We start from the raw sequence: 17,802 nt of genomic DNA, 5'->3' as shown, positions 1-17,802 counted from the left end.
CGCGCAGAGTCATAATGAGACACCTGCAATCTCACATCATGGAATCACGGACTGGATGCCGTGGCGGTTCTCCCAAACAAGGCACCCCCTCCACTCCCCCGGCGGATCACGGACCTTGGTACGTCATCAGCGTCTGCGAAGATGACACAATGCTCCTGTTACTCCTGACAAAGTATCCGCTGCGTCACTTTCAGCGGCGACACGGAAGGCGGCACTAGCGACGTGGCCACGGTCCTGGACTATCTGTTGGACAACCCGGTTGTCATCGTCCTTCTCATGGTTGGTGCCGGGATGCTGCTCTGGCGCGCCAGGCGCAGGAGCATACGCGTCCCGGCGACGATCCTCCTGATCGGCAGCACCGCCCTGCTGATTTGGAAGGTGGCGCACGCCAATATCCTCCACCACCTGGCCGGGAACGCGGTCATCGTTCTGTTCCTCCTGATCGGTACCGGGATGCTGCTCGGGCACGTCAAGATCAAGGGCGTGAGCCTGGGGGCAGCGGCCGTCCTGTTCTGCGGCATTGCGTTAGCGGCCTGGGGAGCGGCCGCCTCCACGCCCATTGAGGTTCCCAAGGAGCTGGGAACCCTGGGGCTGGCGATCTTCACCTTCGCCATCGGCATCCAGTCCGGGCCGAACTTCTTCCACGTGATCCGAACCGCCGGCGGTCCGTTGGCGGTCCTCCTGGGCGTTCTGGGCGTGGCGGCCCTGGCGGCCGTGGGCGTAGGGCGCCTCCTCGGCCTCAAGGCGGCGATGATCGCGGGGGCCTTCGCCGGCGCCGTCACGAACACGCCCGCCCTGGCGGCGGCCGGGAACGCCGCATCATTGGCCGGCGACAAGAGCGGGCCAGGTGATGCCACTGTCGCCTATGCCGTCACCTACCTCTACGGCGTCATCGGGATGCTGTTCTTCTGCCTGCTGGCGCTGCGCTATCGTCGCAGCGACAAGGACACTCCCTCCCCACTCATCAATCGCACCATCCGGGTGGAGCGCGAGGACGGCCCGCTCCTGGGCAATCTCGTTGAGACGATCTCCGGCCAGCTGAGGTTCTCGCGTCTGCGCCGTGGCGAACGCGGTCCCATCACCCGACCGAGCAACGACGACCGTCTGTTCAAGGATGACCTCATCACCGTCGTCGGAACGCAGGAAGCCGTCAACCAGGCGATCAAGGCCGTGGGGCACGGCTCATCGCACTCCCTCATCGAGGACCGCAAGTACCTCGACTTCCGCCGCATCACTGTCTCGGACCCGAAGCTGGCCGGAAGAACGATCGGTGAGCTCGATATCGACAGCCGTTTCGAGGCAACGATCTCACGTGTGCGCCGCGGCGACGTCGACATGGTGGGCACCCCGGATCTGGTGCTTCAGCAGGGCGACCGGGTTCGCGTCGTCGGTCCGACCGGCCGCATGAAGGAGATCTCGACGTACTTCGGCGACTCCTCACGAGGCCTGTCCTCCATCAACCCGGTGGCGCTGGGCCTGGGCATGGCCCTGGGCATCTTCATCGGTGAGTGGAAGTTCCTCACGCCCACCGGCGCGACCTTCTCCATCGGATCGGCGGCAGGCACGCTCTTGGTCGGCCTCATCTTCGGCCGCATCGGTCGCATCGGGAAGTTCGTGACCGCCATGCCCTTCACTGCGACGGCAGTGCTCTCAGAGTTCGGGCTCCTGGTCTTCCTGGCCCAGGCCGGCACCAAGGCGGGCGGGGAGATCGCACACGCATTCACCGGCGGAGACTGGTGGAGGATCTTCGTCACCGGCTTCGTCGTCACCACCATCGTGGGACTGGGGATCTACGCCTCCATGCGCTGGGTGGTCAAGATGGGCGGGACCCGCCTGTCCGGCCTCATCGGTGGCGCCCAGACCCAACCGGCGATTCTGGCCTTCGCCAACGAGCGCACCGGAGCGGACCCCCGGGTGGCTCTGGGATACGCGATGGTCTATCCCGTGGCCATGATCGTCAAGATCTTCATTGCGCAGATCCTCGGCGGTCTCTGAGCCTCTCCCCTGAGACTCACAGGTCTCACACGACCAATGGTGGCTCGCCGCCGTATGTCCGCGGCGAGCCACCTTCGTCCATGTGAGACGCGCACAGGCTGAAAGTCAGTCCTCCTGAGCCTGCACAGCTTCTTCAGCACGAGGCAGCGTGATGCGCCCGGAAGTGGCGACGTCGTGACGCCAGTTGTGGTCGGTAATGATGCGCGCCAGAGCCAGCCCCACGCCAATGGCCGTGATGACGAAGAAGACCTCGAACAGGTTCGTGGCCGCTTCGCCGACGTCGACTCCCCCCTTGTCCACAGAGAGCGTGTTGAGCGCGGAAATAGCCCGGTAGAAGGGAACCCCTGGGATCATGATGACCACCGCAGGAACGGAGAGAGCCACCCGGGACAGAGACGCGCGGGAGACGAAGAGCTGGGCGAGTAAGCCGATCGTGACCGCGGCCAGTCCTACCGCGAGCTGCCACGGCACGTGGAAGACGTCGATGAGAAGCAGTCTGCCGGTATTGGCCAGGGCACCGACAACAGCCGCAAGGGCGCTGGCCTTGGTGCCGGCATTGAACAGCATGGCGAATCCGTAGGCGGCGATGAAGGAGCAGAAGCAGCGCAGGACGTGCAGCAGCGGACCATGAAGCTCGGCACCGCTGGCCGCCGCTACGTCCCAGCGGAAGATGAAGGTCACTGTCCAGACGGCGACGCCTGCGGACGCCATGACCATGAGCACGTAGGCACTGCGCGACAGCGCCGAGGAGAAGTCCTGGCGGAACAGGTCGAGCATGGCGGTCACCATCGGGAAGCCCGGGATGAGGAAAAGGATGGCCGAGATGATGCCACCCTGGTGGTTGCCCGTCACCACACCTGCTGCGTCGAGTGCAGTCACGATGCCCATGTACGTACCGGAGGCCGAGACTCCGCACACGAGCCAGGTGAAGAAGTGCTGGTAGTGGCGCTCAAGCATCTGCCGGCGGATGAACTGTCCCAGGAATGCCGCGACGAGCACCGTCAGGCACTCGGTCCAGCCGCCCTTGTTGAGGAAGCAGAATCCTGCGCAGGCGACGCCCGAGGCAGCGGCATTGGCAAAGGCGTTGTAGCGGGCGTGCATCTGCTCGACCTGCTCAAGCTTGGCCTCGAGGTGCTCGACAGTCTCGTGCGCGCGCAGATCGTGGACGATCCTGCGCAGTGCCTCCAACCGAGCAACGTTGACACCGACACGACGCACTTCGCAGGCCTCGGTACGGAAACGGTTGCCGACGTAGGAGGAGGTGACGATCTCCGTCATCGTCACGGTCGCCTCGTGGCGGTCGAGCCCCACGGCGGAGGCGGCCCTGGCCATAGAGGACTTGATGCGGTAGGAGCCGGCGCCGGCGGCGAGCATGAGACGCCCCAGGTGCAGTACGACGTCGGACTGTTGCATGAGCCGATCAGCATCGAGACTCGGCTCATGACTGCCCGATTGGGTCGAGGGGAGGTCGGTGTGAGTCACGGAGACAATGGTGCACCGTTTCGTACCCCGATGTCAGATCGGTCCTGGATCCAACCCGGCTTCTGTTGTTTGTGGGTGGTGGTTTTGTTTGTGGGTGTGTAGAGCAGTTGGCCCGGGGCCGCTGTTGTTGGCGGTTCCCGGGCCAGCTGTGTGGTGTGTGCTCGGTGGTGTCCTACTCTCCCGCACCCTGGCGGGTGCAGTACCATCGGCGCTGTCAGGCTTAGCTTCCGGGTTCGGGATGGGTGCCGGGCGTTTCCCTGTCGCTGTGACCACCGAGACGACTGTACGGGCAGTGCGTGGGCCGTCTTGATTGTGGTGACGGTTATTCGATTATCTGGTTGCCTGGGCTGCCCGCTGACCACACGCTGCGTGTGTGTGCTTGTGTGTGGTTGGGTTGGGTGTGGACCGTATAGTGGACGCCTTGCGCATGCTGTATCGCTCACCCCCGGCATTCTCACGCACGCTAGGTGTGTGGTGTTGAGGGGTGTTGTTGTTTGTGTTGGCCTATTAGTACCAGTCAGCTCAGTCAACCGTTGCCGGTCTTCCACTCCTGGCCTATCAACCCAGTAGTCTGCTGGGGGCCTACCAAGAAGGACAAGTCCTTCTTGTGGAGACCTTATCTTGAAGATGGTTTCCCGCTTAGATGCTTTCAGCGGTTACCCTTCCCGAACGTAGCCAACCAGCCGTGCCCCGGGCGGGACAACTGGCACACCAGAGGTTCGTCCGTCCCGGTCCTCTCGTACTAGGGACAGGCCTTCTCAAGTCTCCTGCGCGCGCAGAGGATAGGGACCGAACTGTCTCACGACGTTCTAAACCCAGCTCGCGTACCGCTTTAATGGGCGAACAGCCCAACCCTTGGGACCTGCTCCAGCCCCAGGATGCGACGAGCCGACATCGAGGTGCCAAACCATGCCGTCGATATGGACTCTTGGGCAGGATCAGCCTGTTATCCCCGGGGTACCTTTTATCCGTTGAGCGACGACCCACCCACACGGGATCGCCGGATCACTAGTTCCTACTTTCGTACCTGCTCGACCCGTCGGTCTCACAGTCAAGCTCCCTTGTGCACTTGCACTCAACACCTGGTTGCCGACCAGGCTGAGGGAACCTTTGAGCGCCTCCGTTACACTTTAGGAGGCAACCGCCCCAGTTAAACTACCCACCAGGCACTGTCCCTAACCCGGATCACGGGCCCAGGTTCAGGCGCACGCCATAACCAGAGTGGTATTTCAAGGACGACTCCACCACCACTGGCGTGGCGGCTTCACAGTCTCCCACCTATCCTGCACAAGCTATAGCGGGCGCCAATACCAAGCTGTAGTAAAGGTCCCGGGGTCTTTCCGTCCTTCTGCGCGAAACGAGCATCTTTACTCGTACTGCAATTTCGCCGAGCTCATGGTTGAGACAGCGGGGAAGTCGTTACGCCATTCGTGCAGGTCGGAACTTACCCGACAAGGAATTTCGCTACCTTAGGATGGTTATAGTTACCACCGCCGTTTACTGGGGCTTAAATTCACCACTTCACCCCCAAGAGGGGGCTGATGGTTCCTCTTAACCTTCCAGCACCGGGCAGGCGTCAGTCCGTATACATCGCCTTACGGCTTCGCACGGACCTGTGTTTTTAGTAAACAGTCGCTTCCCCCTGGCCTCTGCGACCCTCCCCCCTAGCCCGCAAAAGGGGCTTCAGGGTTCGGGCCCCCCTTCTCCCGAAGTTACGGGGGCATTTTGCCGAGTTCCTTAACCATGATTCACTCGTGCGCCTAGGCATACTCTGCCCGACCACCTGTGTCGGTTTAGGGTACGGGCGGCTGGCACCATCGCGTCGAGGCTTTTCTCGGCACCCCAGGATCACCCTGTTATCCCCCACCAGCGTGGGGTCACCATCACGCCTCACCCCCGTCATCAAAGACAGCCACTCCGGATTTACCTGGAGGACGGGCTGCGCGCTTGAACGGACCAAGCCATCAGGTCCGCCGGGCTACCACTGTGCGTCACCCCTGTTAACACGCTTGCCTACCTGCACGGAGGGTCCCCAGACCCCACCACCACAACCACACCACCCCCCGAAAGGAGTAGGCGCGGCCATTATGGCGGCCGGGCGTGGGTTAGCACCCGCGCGTCAGCATGGGCGGTGCTTCGCCGGTACGGGAATATCAACCCGTCATCCATCGACTACGCCTGTCGGCCTCGCCTTAGGTCCCGACTCACCCAGGGCGGACTAGCCTGGCCCTGGAACCCTTGGTCATTCGGCGCTAGGGCTTCTCACCCTAGTATCGCTACTCATGCCTGCATTCTCACTCCCGCACCGTCCACCAGCAGTCACCCACAGGCTTCCCCCGGTGCAGGACGCTCCCCTACCACCCACAACCCCTGCCACCACCCGGGCAAGCCGGACGGTGAAAGGAACACTGTCATGGGTCCGCGGCTTCGGCGGTGTGCTTGAGCCCCGCTACATTGTCGGCGCACGATCACTTGACCAGTGAGCTATTACGCACTCTTTCAAGGATGGCTGCTTCTAAGCCAACCTCCTGGTTGTCTGCGCGACCGCACATCCTTTCCCACTTAGCACACGCTTAGGGGCCTTAGCCGGCGATCTGGGCTGTTTCCCTCTCGACCACGGAGCTTATCCCCCGCAGTCTCACTGCCACGCTACAACCCGAACGGCATTCGGAGTTTGGTTGACGTCAGTAACCCTGTGGGGCCCATCAGCCACCCAGTAGCTCTACCTCCGCCGGGCAACACGCGACGCTGCACCTAAATGCATTTCGGGGAGAACCAGCTATCACGGAGTTTGATTGGCCTTTCACCCCTACCCACAGCTCATCCCCCCAGTTTTCAACCTAGGTGGGTTCGGTCCTCCACACGCTCTTACACGTGCTTCAACCTGGCCATGGGTAGATCACCCCGCTTCGGGTCCAGAACGCGCCACTACACTCGCCCTATTCGGACTCGCTCTCGCTACGGCTACCCCACACGGGTTAACCTCGCGACACGCCACTGACTCGCAGGCTCATTCTTCAAAAGGCACGCCACCACCCCCACACACAAAAAACATGCGGGAGGCTCTGACGGCTTGTAAGCGCCCGGTTTCAGGTACTATTTCACTCCCCTCCCGGGGTACTTTTCACCATTCCCTCACGGTACTATCCACTATCGGTCATCAGGAGGTATTCAGGCAGCCAAGTGGTCTTGGCAGATTCACACAGGATTCCACGAGCCCCGTGCTACTCGGGCAACACCATCCCAGACACGCACCAACCAGTTCCGCCTACGGGGGTATCACCCACTACGCCACGCCTTCCCAGACGATTCAGCTACCAGCCAGCACACGCGCCCCCTCTCCGGCAGAAGAGGACAGGACAGCCCCACAACCCCGCACACGCAACCCCTGCCGAGTATCACACGCACACGGTTTAACCATCATCCGCTTTCGCTCGCCACTACTCACGGAATATCTTCTCCTACGGGTACTGAGATGTTTCACTTCCCCGCGTCACCCCCCACACCCTATACAATTCAGATGCAGGTGACACGACATAACTCGTGCCGGGTCCCCCCATTCGGAAACCCTCGGATCACAGCCCGCCAGCCGGCTCCCCGAGGAATATCGCAGGCCACCACGTCCTTCATCGGCCCCTGATGCCAAGGCATCCACCGAACGCTCAAAAAAACAAACAACAAAACACACGACAAAATCAAGAAACTTGTCGCAGAAATCTTACAGTAAGATGCTCGCGTCCACTATACAGTTCACAACCAACCCACCCACACCCACCCAAAACCCCAAGAAATGGAACCCTGGACGGGCCGGGCAACCCAGGGCGCACTGCCCCAGAACCCCGACAGCATGCCACCCCCACACGCACCAAGCACGCAAAAGGGGGGCACCCACCACCACCAAACACAGGCAGCAGAGAGTGTGTCTCCTATACCAACACGGACAAGCCAGCCACACCCGCGAGAACCAACCCACGAGACACGACCAGCCGCCCTTCCGCAGAAGCAGCCCCTCCAGCCGGCCCAGACCCATTCAACAGCCTGAGCAAGATCAAACGGCCAGGAAGCCACCCCCACACATAACCTATCCTTAGAAAGGAGGTGATCCAGCCGCACCTTCCGGTACGGCTACCTTGTTACGACTTCGTCCCAATCACCAGCCCCACCTTCGACCGCTCCCCGTAGGGCCACGGGCTTCGGGTGTTGCCGACTTTCATGACGTGACGGGCGGTGTGTACAAGGCCCGAGAACGTATTCACCGCAGCGTTGCTGATCTGCGATTACTAGCGACTCCAACTTCACGGTGTCGAGTTGCAGACACCGATCCGAACTGAGACCGGCTTTAAGGGATTCGCTCCACCTCACGGTATCGCAGCCCTCTGTACCGGCCATTGTAGCATGCGTGAAGCCCAAGACATAAGGGGCATGATGATTTGACGTCATCCCCACCTTCCTCCGAGTTGACCCCGGCAGTCTCCCGCGAGTCCCCACCACAACGTGCTGGCAACACGGGACAAGGGTTGCGCTCGTTGCGGGACTTAACCCAACATCTCACGACACGAGCTGACGACAACCATGCACCACCTGTGAACCGGCCCCACAAGGAGGAAACCCCGTCTCCGGAGCCGACCGGCACATGTCAAGCCTTGGTAAGGTTCTTCGCGTTGCATCGAATTAATCCGCATGCTCCGCCGCTTGTGCGGGCCCCCGTCAATTCCTTTGAGTTTTAGCCTTGCGGCCGTACTCCCCAGGCGGGGCACTTAATGCGTTAGCTACGGCGCGGAAGACCCGGAAAAGGCCCCCCACACCTAGTGCCCAACGTTTACGGCGTGGACTACCAGGGTATCTAATCCTGTTCGCTCCCCACGCTTTCGCTCCTCAGCGTCAGTAACGGCCCAGAGACCCGCCTTCGCCACCGGTGTTCTTCCTGATATCTGCGCATTCCACCGCTACACCAGGAGTTCCAGTCTCCCCTACCGCACTCAAGCCGGCCCGTACCCACCGCAAGCCCCCAGTTAAGCCAGAGGATTTCACGACAGACGCGACCAGCCGCCTACGAGCTCTTTACGCCCAATAATTCCGGACAACGCTCGCGCCCTACGTATTACCGCGGCTGCTGGCACGTAGTTAGCCGGCGCTTCTTATCCAGCTACCGTCAACCCACCCACAAAAGGGACAGGCCTGCTTCACTGGCGAAAGAGGTTCACAACCCGAAGGCCTCCATCCCTCACGCGGCGTCGCTGCATCAGGCTTGCGCCCATTGTGCAATATTCCCCACTGCTGCCTCCCGTAGGAGTCTGGGCCGTGTCTCAGTCCCAGTGTGACCGTCCACCCTCTCAGGCCGGCTACCCGTCACCGCCTTGGTAGGCCATCACCCCACCAACAAGCTGATAGGCCGCGAGCCCATCCCCCACCGAAAACACCCAAAGGCACAATCTTTCCCACACCCACCATGCAGCAGGCACAGAATATCCCGTATTAGCCACACTTTCATGCGGTTATCCAGAAGAAGGGGGCAGGTTACTCACGTGTTACTCACCCGTTCGCCACTCATCCAGGACCCACAAAAGCAGGCCCCTTCACCGTTCGACTTGCATGTGTTAAGCACGCCGCCAGCGTTCGTCCTGAGCCAGGATCAAACTCTCCAAACAAAACCAACAAACCCCAACCAACCCCACACAACAAAGCATGAAGCCAAGCCAGAGCAACAGTCAGAACAACAGTCCAGAAAACCAGACCAGGCCCAACCCAACCCCACAACAAAAAAGCAGGACCAGGCAAACCAAAACAAAACAAGCCCCAAAAAACCACACACAACCATGCGCAGCCCCAAGGGACCATGGCATAAAAAACATGACACACTATCGAGTTCTCAAACAACACACCCAGCCAGATCTTGATCAAGTCTCCCGACTTCACCTTTGCTCTGGCGAGCAACTCGGCTACTCTAGAACATTTGCCGGCTCGACGTCAACCTTAAGAGCATTGCTCTCGGTCACACCGAACGACGTTCTGCTGCAGCACGTCCGCCACCGACGACCAGTCGTCAGACTCAGCCCGTTCGGCAGCGGGCTGTACTTTAGGCAGGCCCACCCCACGCACGTCAAACCAGGATTCCATGATCCAGGACACACTAGTTTTTCGTCGTCATTCCAACACTTTCGCAGAGCACCTGGGTGTACAGCGGTGGATCCCCGCCGTCCATCGGTATCCACCGAACGGCCTGGCAGACTAGTATCGACAAATCAGTTTACTGTTCAACTGTCTGGTGTCCGGAGTCGGCCTCCAGTGACCATCAAGGAGCACATGCCGTGCCTGCTTCCACCCGTGGCGCCCGCCCTCGTTCCGGATCCGATGTCGTGACAAGACCATCGGCTCGCATCGTGCTGGCCATCATGCGGATCGTCGTCGGTTTCTTCTTCCTGTGGACCTTCTTGGACAAGACCTTCGGCCTCGGATTCTCCACACCTCGTCAGATGGCCTGGATCAACGGCGGTCAGCCCGCCCAGGGCTTCATCAAGGGCGTGGCGGTCAACAGCCCCTTCGGGAGCGCCTTCGAGCTGTTGGCCAACCCGATCGGTGACTGGCTGTTCATGGCCGGAATGCTCGGGGTTGGCATTGCCTTGACGCTGGGCATCGGGCTCAAGGTGAGCGCCATCGCTGCTTCAGCACTCATGGTCTCGTTGTACCTTGCCCTGTGGCCCATCGGCACCGGAGGCACCGAGAATGCCGCGACCAACCCCTTGGTCGATCTCCACTGGGTTCTGTCCCTGTCCACTGTCCTGTTCGCACTGACGCGGGCCGGCGACACCCTGGGGCTGGGCACCTGGTGGTCCCGTTTAGTTGGTGACTCCTGGCTGCGCTGATCTCACCGATGTCGTCTGGCTGACGAGCGAGCTCGGGCCACGTATCGAGTACGGCAAGGGGCGTGAGACACCTAACCGGTGTCTCACGCCCCTTGCCCCGTCACATGAAGCGTAGTGCGGCTCTCACTCCGCTTCGGCGAACTTGCGGACCGCCTTGGCCACAGCATCGGCGACCCGAGTGTCGAAGGCGCCGGGGATGATGTACACAGGGCTGATCTCATCGTCGGCGATCACCGACGCGATGCCGGTGGACGCGGCTCTCAGCAGCTCGGTCGAGATGTCGGTGATCCCAGTGTCCAGCAGGCCGCGGAAGAGCCCGGGGAAGGCCAGCACATTGTTGATCTGGTTGGGGAAGTCCGAGCGCCCGGTCGCCACAACAGCGGCGTGGTCGGCGGCACGGATCGGGTCGACCTCGGGGACCGGGTTGGCCATGGCGAAGACGATGGCGCCGTCGTTCATGGCCTGCAGGTCCTCGGGCTCGAGCAGGTTGCCTGACGAGACGCCGATGAAGACGTCAGCGCCCTTGAGGCCTTCCTTGAGGGACCCCGTCACCTGGCGCGGGTTGGTGTTCTCCGCGAGCCACTTGCGGTGCTCGTTCATCCCCTCGGTGTTCGTCGCGGACAGGGCCCCAGAGCGCCCGTACCCGACGATGTCAGTGGCGCCGTGCGCCATGAGCAGCTTGGCGATGGCGCTACCGGCGGCACCGACGCCGGACAGGACGATGCGCACGTCCTCGATCCGCTTGTCCACGATCTTCAGCGCATTGATGAGGGCCGCCAGGGTCACGATGGCGGTGCCGTGCTGGTCGTCGTGGAAGACGGGGATATCGAGCTCCTCGCGCAAGCGGGCCTCGATGTCGAAGCACTTGGGGGCGGCGATGTCCTCCAGGTTGATGCCGCCGTAGGCCGGGGCGATCGCCTTGACGATGGAGATGATCTCCTCGGGGTCCTTCGTGTCCAGAGCTACCGGCCAGGCGTCCACATTGCCGAACTGCTTGAACAGAACGGCCTTGCCCTCCATGACGGGCATGGCGGCGGACGGGCCGATGTCCCCCATCCCCAGAACCGCGGTTCCGTCAGTGACGACGGCGACGGTGTTCTTCTTGATGGTGAGCATCCGGGCGCGCTCGGGGTGGTCGTAGATGGCCTTGCAGACACGGGCCACTCCGGGGGTGTAGACGCGGGCCAGGTCACGACGGTTGTGGATCGGGTACTTGCCGGCCACCTCGATCTTGCCGCCAACATGGGTCAGGAAGGTCGAGTCACCGACATTGCGAACGACGACGCCGTCGATCTCCTCGAGCGTGGCGACCAGCTCGTTGCGGTGCTTGGAGTCGCGGGTGTCGGCGGTGAGGTTGACGGTGAGCTTGTCGCCATCGGCGTCGGCCACGTCGACGCCGGTGACGATGGCGCCAGTCGCAGTGGCAGTGTCGACCAGACGGGCTACCGCCTTCTGGGAGGCGGGCACCTCGAGGTACAGGGCGACGGTGTAACTGGGACTGGGCTGAACCATGGGCACTCCTCGTGGGATGGGCGGGACTTAACGTCGATACTCCGAGCCTATCTCCCACCGACCACCTGCCACTCGGATGACGGTCCTATTGTGACCGGATACTGAGACTCTAAGCGGCTTTCGCAAGCAATCTCACCCTGCACAGAAGCGCATCCTCACCGACGTGAGCCGCCGGCAGCGGACGGTCCGCCCCGTGACCACTGCATGATGCCAATGATCACGGGGCGGACCGTTCAGAGTCGCCCTCACGACGAGGAGACGGCGGTGAGAGGAAAGGAGGCCTCGGTCGACGAGTCGCGAGACCCGCCTCAGCCCTGCACGCGCTCCATGACGAGCTCGCGCACGCGCTTGGCGTCGGCCTGGCCGCGGGTCGCCTTCATGACAGCACCGACAATGGCGCCGGCCGCCTGGACCTTACCGCCACGGATCTTGTCAGCCACGTCCGGGTTGGCGGCCAGGGCCTCGTCCACGGCGGCCAGCAGCGCGGAGTCGTCGGAGACGACCTCGAGCCCGCGAGCGGCGGCCACGGCCTCAGGATCTCCCTCTCCGGCCAGAACCCCTTCGAGAACCTGGCGGGCCAGCTTGTCGGTCAAACGCCCGGAGTCCACCAGCCCCTGCAGCTCAGCGATCTGCTCGGGCGTGACGGCCATGTCCTCCAGGGCGGTCTCCTGCTCCTTGGCCCTGCGGGAGAGCTCACCCATCCACCACTTACGGGCGGCCTGACCGGTGATTCCTGCTGCCGCGGTGGCCTCGATGAGCTCAAGCGCTTCGGCGTTGACGACATCGCGCATCTCGGTGTCGCTCAGGCCCCACTCGGCCTTGAGGCGACGACGCTTGGCCGCCGGCATCTCAGGCAGGCCCGCACGGATCTCCTCGACCCACTCGCGGCTGGGCGCCACCGGCACGAGGTCCGGCTCGGGGAAGTAGCGGTAGTCGTCGGCGTCGGACTTGACGCGACCGGCACGAGTGGTGCCGTCGGCCTGGCCGTGACGGGTCTCCTGAAGCACCTCTCCCCCGGCGGCCAGGATGGCGGCCTGACGCTGGATCTCGTAGCGGACGACCTGCTCGATCCCACGGAAGGTGTTGACGTTCTTCGTCTCGGTGCGGGTGCCCAGCGGCGCGTCGGGCGACTCGCGCAGGGAGACGTTGACGTCGGCGCGCACGTTGCCGCGCTCCATCCGCGCCTCGGAGACCCCCAGGGCGCGGAAGATGTCGCGCAGCGTGCGCACGTAGGCGGCGGCGACCTGAGGCGCCCTGGCGCCGGCCCCCTCGATGGGGCGGGTGACGATCTCCACCAGCGGCACGCCGGCGCGGTTGTAGTCCACCAGGGAGTGGCTGGCGCCCTCGATACGGCCGTCGGCACCTCCGATGTGGGTGTTCTTGCCGGCGTCCTCCTCCATGTGGGCCCTCTCGATCGGGATGGTGAAGAAGGAGCCGTCCTCCATCTCGATCTCCAGGGCGCCGTCGTAGGCGATGGGCTCATCCGACTGGGAGGTCTGGAAGTCCTTGGCCAGGTCCGGGTAGAAGTAGTTCTTCCGGGCGAAACGGCAGGACTCTGCGATCTCGCAGCCCAGAGCCAGGCCGATGCGGATGGCGTACTCCACTCCACGGCCATTGACCACCGGCAGCGCACCGGGCAGCCCCACCGACGTGGGGGTCACCATCGTGTTGGGCTGAGCGCCGAAGACGTTGGGGGCGGCGTCGAACATCTTGGTGGCGGTCCCCAGCTCGACGTGCACCTCGAGTCCCAGGACCGGGTCGTAGCGGCGAACGGCCTCGTCGAAGTCCATCAGCGTGTCACTCATCGTGTCTCCTCCAGCTCGGGCGCACGCGACAGCAGCGGCGCCCCCCATGTCTCCTCCAGCGCGGCCTCCAGGACGGCACCCACGCGGTACAGGCGGTCATCGGCCCTCTGCGGCGCCAGGATCTGGAAGCCCACCGGAAGCCCGTCATCGCTCAGGCCCGAGGGCAGGCTTATACCGGGCACCCCCGCGAGGTTGGCCGGGATCGTGGTCACGTCCAGCTTGTACATCGCCAGCGGGTCGTCCTTCTCCCCGAAGCGGTAGGCCGTCACCGGAGCGGTGGGCGACACGAGGATGTCCGCCTTGTCCCAGGCGGCGGCGAAGTCGCGCTGCACGAGAGTGCGCACCTTCTGGGCCGAGCCGTAGTAGGCGTCGTAGTAGCCGGCCGACAGCACGTGCGTTCCCAGGATGATGCGGCGCTTGACCTCGTCACCGAAGCCCGCCCCGCGGGTGGCCGCCATGACGGTCTCTGCGGTGACGGGTCCCGACGTCGGCTCGACCCGCAGGCCGTAACGCATCCCGTCGTAGCGGGCCAGGTTGGAGGATGCCTCGGCGGGCATGATGAGGTAGTAGGCGTCCAGCGCGTACTCCAGATGCGGCAGGGAGACGGTCTCCACCTGCGCGCCCGCCGCCTCGAGCAGCTCCAGGGCGGCGTGGAAGGAGGCCACGACGCCGTCGTGGTAGCCCTCACCGCCGTCGAGCTCGGAGATGACGCCGACCCGCAGGCCGCTCAGGTCCCGCCCCTCCTGCGCGGCCCGAACCACGGCGGCCATGCCGCGCGGCGCGTCCGGCAGCGACGTCGAGTCCAGCGGGTCGTGGGAGGCGATGACGTCATGCAGGAGAGCGGTGTCCAGCACTGTGCGGGCCATGGGGCCGGGCGTGTCGAGGGAGGAGGCCATGGCGATGACGCCGAAGCGCGAGACCGTGCCGTAGGTCGGCTTGACGCCGACTGTGCCGGTGACGGCCGCGGGCTGGCGGATCGAGCCTCCGGTGTCGGTGCCGACGGCCACGGGGGCCTCGTAGGCGCCGACGGCTGCCGCCGAGCCGCCGGAGGATCCTCCGGGAATGCGCCCGAGGTCCCAGGGGTTGGCGGTGCGCCCGAAGGCCGAGTGCTCGGTGGACCCCCCCATGGCGAACTCGTCGAGATTGGTCTTGCCCAGGATCGGGGTGCGGGCGGCGCGCAGGTTGCGCACGAGAGTGGCGTCGTAGGGCGGCACCCACCCCTCGAGCATCCGTGAGGCGGCGGTCGTGACCTGACCACGGGTGACGATGAGGTCCTTGACGGCCACCGGCACACCGGTCAGCTCACTGGCCGCCTGGCCCTCCTTGCGGGCGGCGTCGGCGGCGTCGGCCTGGCTCAGGGCGCGCTCGGCATCGACGTTGAGGAAGGCTCCGATGGCACCGTCGACGGCGGCGATGCGGTCGAGATGGGCCTGGGTGAGCTCGCGCGAGGAGACCTCCCCCGCTGCCAAGGCCGCAGCCTGCTCCGCAGCGCTGCTCCTGGTGAGGCCGGACAGTCCGGTGGTGCGGTGAGTGCTCATGAGGCGGAGTCCTCCCCCAGGATCTGCGGCACGAGGAACATGGAGTCCTCACAGGCCGGCGCTCCGGCCAGGAGCTCGTCGACGTCGAGCGTGGGGGCCGGAACATCCTCACGCAGCACGTTGGTCAGGGGCACGGGGTGGGAGGTCGCCGGCAGGTCGGGCGTGACCACACTCGTGACCCGGGCGAAGGAGGAGGCGACCGCGTCCAGCTCCCCGGCCAGGCGCGTCACCTCCTCATCGCTCAGGGCGACCCGAGCCAGCGCCGCAACCCGTGCGACCTCATCAGTGGAAATAGCAGACATGGTGTGGAGTCTAGCCGGGCCGAGCCGGGCTGCAGCCACATCACGTCGACATCACGTCGCAGCGGGATCGACACTGAGAACAGGCACCGATCGACGCCCCTGTCGCCGCAGGCGGAACGTGGGTGCCGAGGCTCCGGGGCCCAGCGAAACGAAACTGATACAGGATTCGCGCGATCTCACAGAGGCTCATCCTCGAGGATGATTGACATCGTCTCGTTTGACGGATGTCATGGTGATCACCAGGGCGAGGACCGACCCGCCGGCAACGTCACTGTCACGTTGACGCAGGTCGGGCCAAGGAACAGCCCTTGGATCAGACCTCCATCCAGATCCAGGATGTTGGACCGCCGGAGGTCGGATGGACCACTGGATTCGGCCATGTTCCTCCCCCGCGCGGGGCAGGTGGCCGAGGGACGAGGATGCATGAGCAGCAACACTTCCCCCACTGGTGTAAAGCACCAGGGAGAAGCCTCACAGAGCGATACCACTGTGCTCAGCACGCCCTACGGACAGCCCGAAGGCGTGCGTCGTCAGTCCGTCTTCCAGACGGCTGCGAGCACCACGGCACCGTATGCGCATTCCGCCAGCACCGCCTCAAGCGATACGAACGCGGAACAGGGCAGCACCGAGGAGATTGAGGCGGTCGTCCCGACCCCGACCTCCGAGCCCGGCAGCAGCACCCAGTCGGACGATCAGCCGAGCACTGAGGGCATCGTCAGTGCTGAAGGCGCTAATAGGACCGGCCATCCCGCCGCAGCCGTGCTGACTCCTGCCACCTTCCCAGCAGCCACGCACCCCGGTGCAGAGTCGTCCCAGGACGAGCACCGGCGTCGTCGCCGTTGGCCCCTGGGGGTCGCGGCCGCCGCGCTCCTCCTGCTGGGCGTCGTCGGCGCCGGAGGCTACGCCTACGCCGCGCACTACGACGGCCGGGCCGTCCCGGGGACCACCGTGGCCGGCACCGACGTCTCCGGCAAGAGCCGGGAGGAGGTGGTGGCCGCCATTGAGGAGCGTACGAAGAGCACCAAGGTCGACATCTCCGGGGACGTCACCGCCAGCGCCACCCTCGCAGACCTGGGAACCACCGTGGATGCCCAGGCCACCGCCGATGCCGTCATGGCTCGAGGCGACACACTCAGTGAGAAGCTCCACGCTCTGGTCTCCAAGGGTGAGATCCCGGTGGTCACCACCACCGACAAGACCAAGGTGAGCAGCTATGCCACCTCTCTGATCCCTGAGGACCGTGCCAAGGCGCGCAACGCCACCGTGGTTCTCGGCGAGGACGGCACCACCTTCACCACCACCAGCTCGTCCAAGGGCTCCTCACTGGACGCAGAGGCCCTGACTCAGGCTGCGCAAAAGGCCGCTACGTCCCTGGACTCGTCATCGATCTCTTTGACGATCACGAGTGCCGACCCGAAGGTCTCCGACTCCGACGCCCAGAAGGTTGCCGACAAGGCCAACAACTGGGTCTCCCAGGACGTCACCGTCACCATGGGTGAGGACTCCTACACGGCGGAGAGCACGGACAAGGCCTCGTGGATCACGGTGACGAACTCGTCCGACGCCGCCCCGACCATCGCCGTGGACTCCTCAAAGGTTTCCCAATGGGTGAAGACACAGGCCGAGGAGGCCAGCTCCGATCCCGTCACCGGTCAGCGCAACGTCAATGCCAACGGTCAGGTGGTCTCCACCCCGACGGAGGCCAAGGACGGCAAGACCGTCAACAACGCCGATGCGGTGGCCACCTCGATCACGCAGTCCCTGGGCAGCAGCAAGGCCTACTCCGGTTCCTTCGAGGCCACAACGGTCAAGGCGGAGTGGAAGGACCGCACCATCGCCAATGGCGCGGAGAAGCTGCCCTACCAGGCCGCTCCGGGTGAGAAGTGGGTCGACCTCAACCTGTCGAACAAGACGGTGACCGCCTACGAGGGGGCAACCGTCGTGCACGGCCCGGTCTCCATCGTCGACGGCGGAGCCGCGACTCCGACAGTCACCGGCACCTACAAGGTCTACCTGCAGTACGAGTCCCAGACGATGCGTGGTCTGGAGCCCAATGGCGATGAGTACGTTGCGGAAAACGTCCCGTGGGTGAGCTACTTCTATGAGAGCTTCGCCTTCCACGGCGCGGGGTGGCGCTCCAGCTTCGGGTACTCCGGTTCCCACGGCTGCATCAACATGCCGGTCCCCGAGGCGCAGTGGCTCTACAACTGGCTCGACACGAACACGGTGGTTCAGAGCCACTACTGAGCCGGTATCAGCCGAGTCGCAACCGACTGGGGCGGGGCACCTCCTGACAAGGAGGTGC

General features: G+C 63.9%; 8 protein-coding genes and 3 rRNA genes. 3 read left to right on the top strand and 8 right to left on the bottom strand.

Annotation, left to right across the window (positions count from 1 at the left end; translation table 11 throughout):
• The first annotated feature begins 222 nt into the window (after positions 1–222).
• Positions 223–1,995 carry an aspartate:alanine exchanger family transporter gene (locus FBF36_RS04410; RefSeq protein ID WP_009398400.1) on the top strand — a complete coding sequence of 591 codons (1,773 nt, stop codon included), beginning with the start codon at positions 223–225 and terminating at the stop codon, positions 1,993–1,995.
• A 105-nt stretch (positions 1,996–2,100) separates the two neighbouring features.
• Here FBF36_RS04410 and FBF36_RS04405 read toward each other — a convergent pair whose 3' ends face one another.
• From FBF36_RS04405 to FBF36_RS04390, 4 genes are all read right to left on the bottom strand, one after another.
• Positions 2,101–3,477, bottom strand: coding sequence for a threonine/serine ThrE exporter family protein (locus tag FBF36_RS04405; RefSeq protein WP_034493477.1), 1,377 nt, complete (start codon positions 3,475–3,477; stop codon positions 2,101–2,103).
• Positions 3,478–3,636: 159 nt separating this feature from the next.
• Positions 3,637–3,754: ribosomal RNA gene (rrf, locus tag FBF36_RS04400) — 5S ribosomal RNA — on the bottom strand.
• A gap of 209 nt (positions 3,755–3,963) precedes the next feature.
• Positions 3,964–7,157, bottom strand: a 23S ribosomal RNA gene (locus FBF36_RS04395).
• Between the two features lie 411 nt (positions 7,158–7,568).
• Positions 7,569–9,125: ribosomal RNA gene (locus FBF36_RS04390) — 16S ribosomal RNA — on the bottom strand.
• Together the 16S, 23S and 5S rRNA genes form the textbook arrangement of a ribosomal RNA operon.
• Before the next feature lie 660 nt (positions 9,126–9,785).
• On the opposite strand from FBF36_RS04390, the gene FBF36_RS04385 reads away from it, so the two are divergent.
• On the top strand, positions 9,786–10,340 hold the full coding sequence (locus FBF36_RS04385) for a hypothetical protein (protein WP_034492217.1): 555 nt from the start codon (positions 9,786–9,788) through the stop codon (positions 10,338–10,340).
• Between the two features lie 123 nt (positions 10,341–10,463).
• On the opposite strand, the gene FBF36_RS04380 is transcribed toward FBF36_RS04385, so the two are convergent.
• From FBF36_RS04380 to gatC, 4 genes are all read right to left on the bottom strand, one after another.
• The gene (locus FBF36_RS04380; RefSeq protein ID WP_009396229.1) at positions 10,464–11,852 is read right to left on the bottom strand and encodes an NADP-dependent malic enzyme; all 1,389 of its coding nucleotides are present in this window, start codon (positions 11,850–11,852) and stop codon (positions 10,464–10,466) included.
• 308 nt (positions 11,853–12,160) lie between these two features.
• On the bottom strand, positions 12,161–13,657 hold the full coding sequence (gene gatB / locus FBF36_RS04375) for an Asp-tRNA(Asn)/Glu-tRNA(Gln) amidotransferase subunit GatB (RefSeq protein ID WP_009396231.1): 1,497 nt from the start codon (positions 13,655–13,657) through the stop codon (positions 12,161–12,163).
• The gene (gene gatA, locus FBF36_RS04370; RefSeq protein WP_009396233.1) at positions 13,654–15,195 is read right to left on the bottom strand and encodes an Asp-tRNA(Asn)/Glu-tRNA(Gln) amidotransferase subunit GatA; all 1,542 of its coding nucleotides are present in this window, start codon (positions 15,193–15,195) and stop codon (positions 13,654–13,656) included. The genes gatB and gatA overlap by 4 nt, the downstream gene beginning before the upstream one ends.
• Entirely contained in the window at positions 15,192–15,497 is a 306-nt protein-coding gene (gatC, locus tag FBF36_RS04365; protein ID WP_009396235.1) for an Asp-tRNA(Asn)/Glu-tRNA(Gln) amidotransferase subunit GatC, read from the bottom strand. The genes gatA and gatC overlap by 4 nt, the downstream gene beginning before the upstream one ends.
• A 423-nt stretch (positions 15,498–15,920) precedes the next feature.
• Here gatC and FBF36_RS04360 point away from each other — a divergent pair, with 423 nt between their 5' ends.
• The gene (locus FBF36_RS04360) at positions 15,921–17,744 is read left to right on the top strand and encodes a L,D-transpeptidase (RefSeq protein ID WP_034492233.1); all 1,824 of its coding nucleotides are present in this window, start codon (positions 15,921–15,923) and stop codon (positions 17,742–17,744) included.
• Positions 17,745–17,802: the final 58 nt, after the last annotated feature.

Source organism: Actinomyces sp. oral taxon 171 str. F0337 (assembly GCF_005696555.1).
In the GTDB taxonomy this organism is placed as follows: domain Bacteria; phylum Actinomycetota; class Actinomycetes; order Actinomycetales; family Actinomycetaceae; genus Actinomyces; species Actinomyces oris_E.
This window is presented reverse-complemented; position numbering and strand designations above follow the sequence as displayed.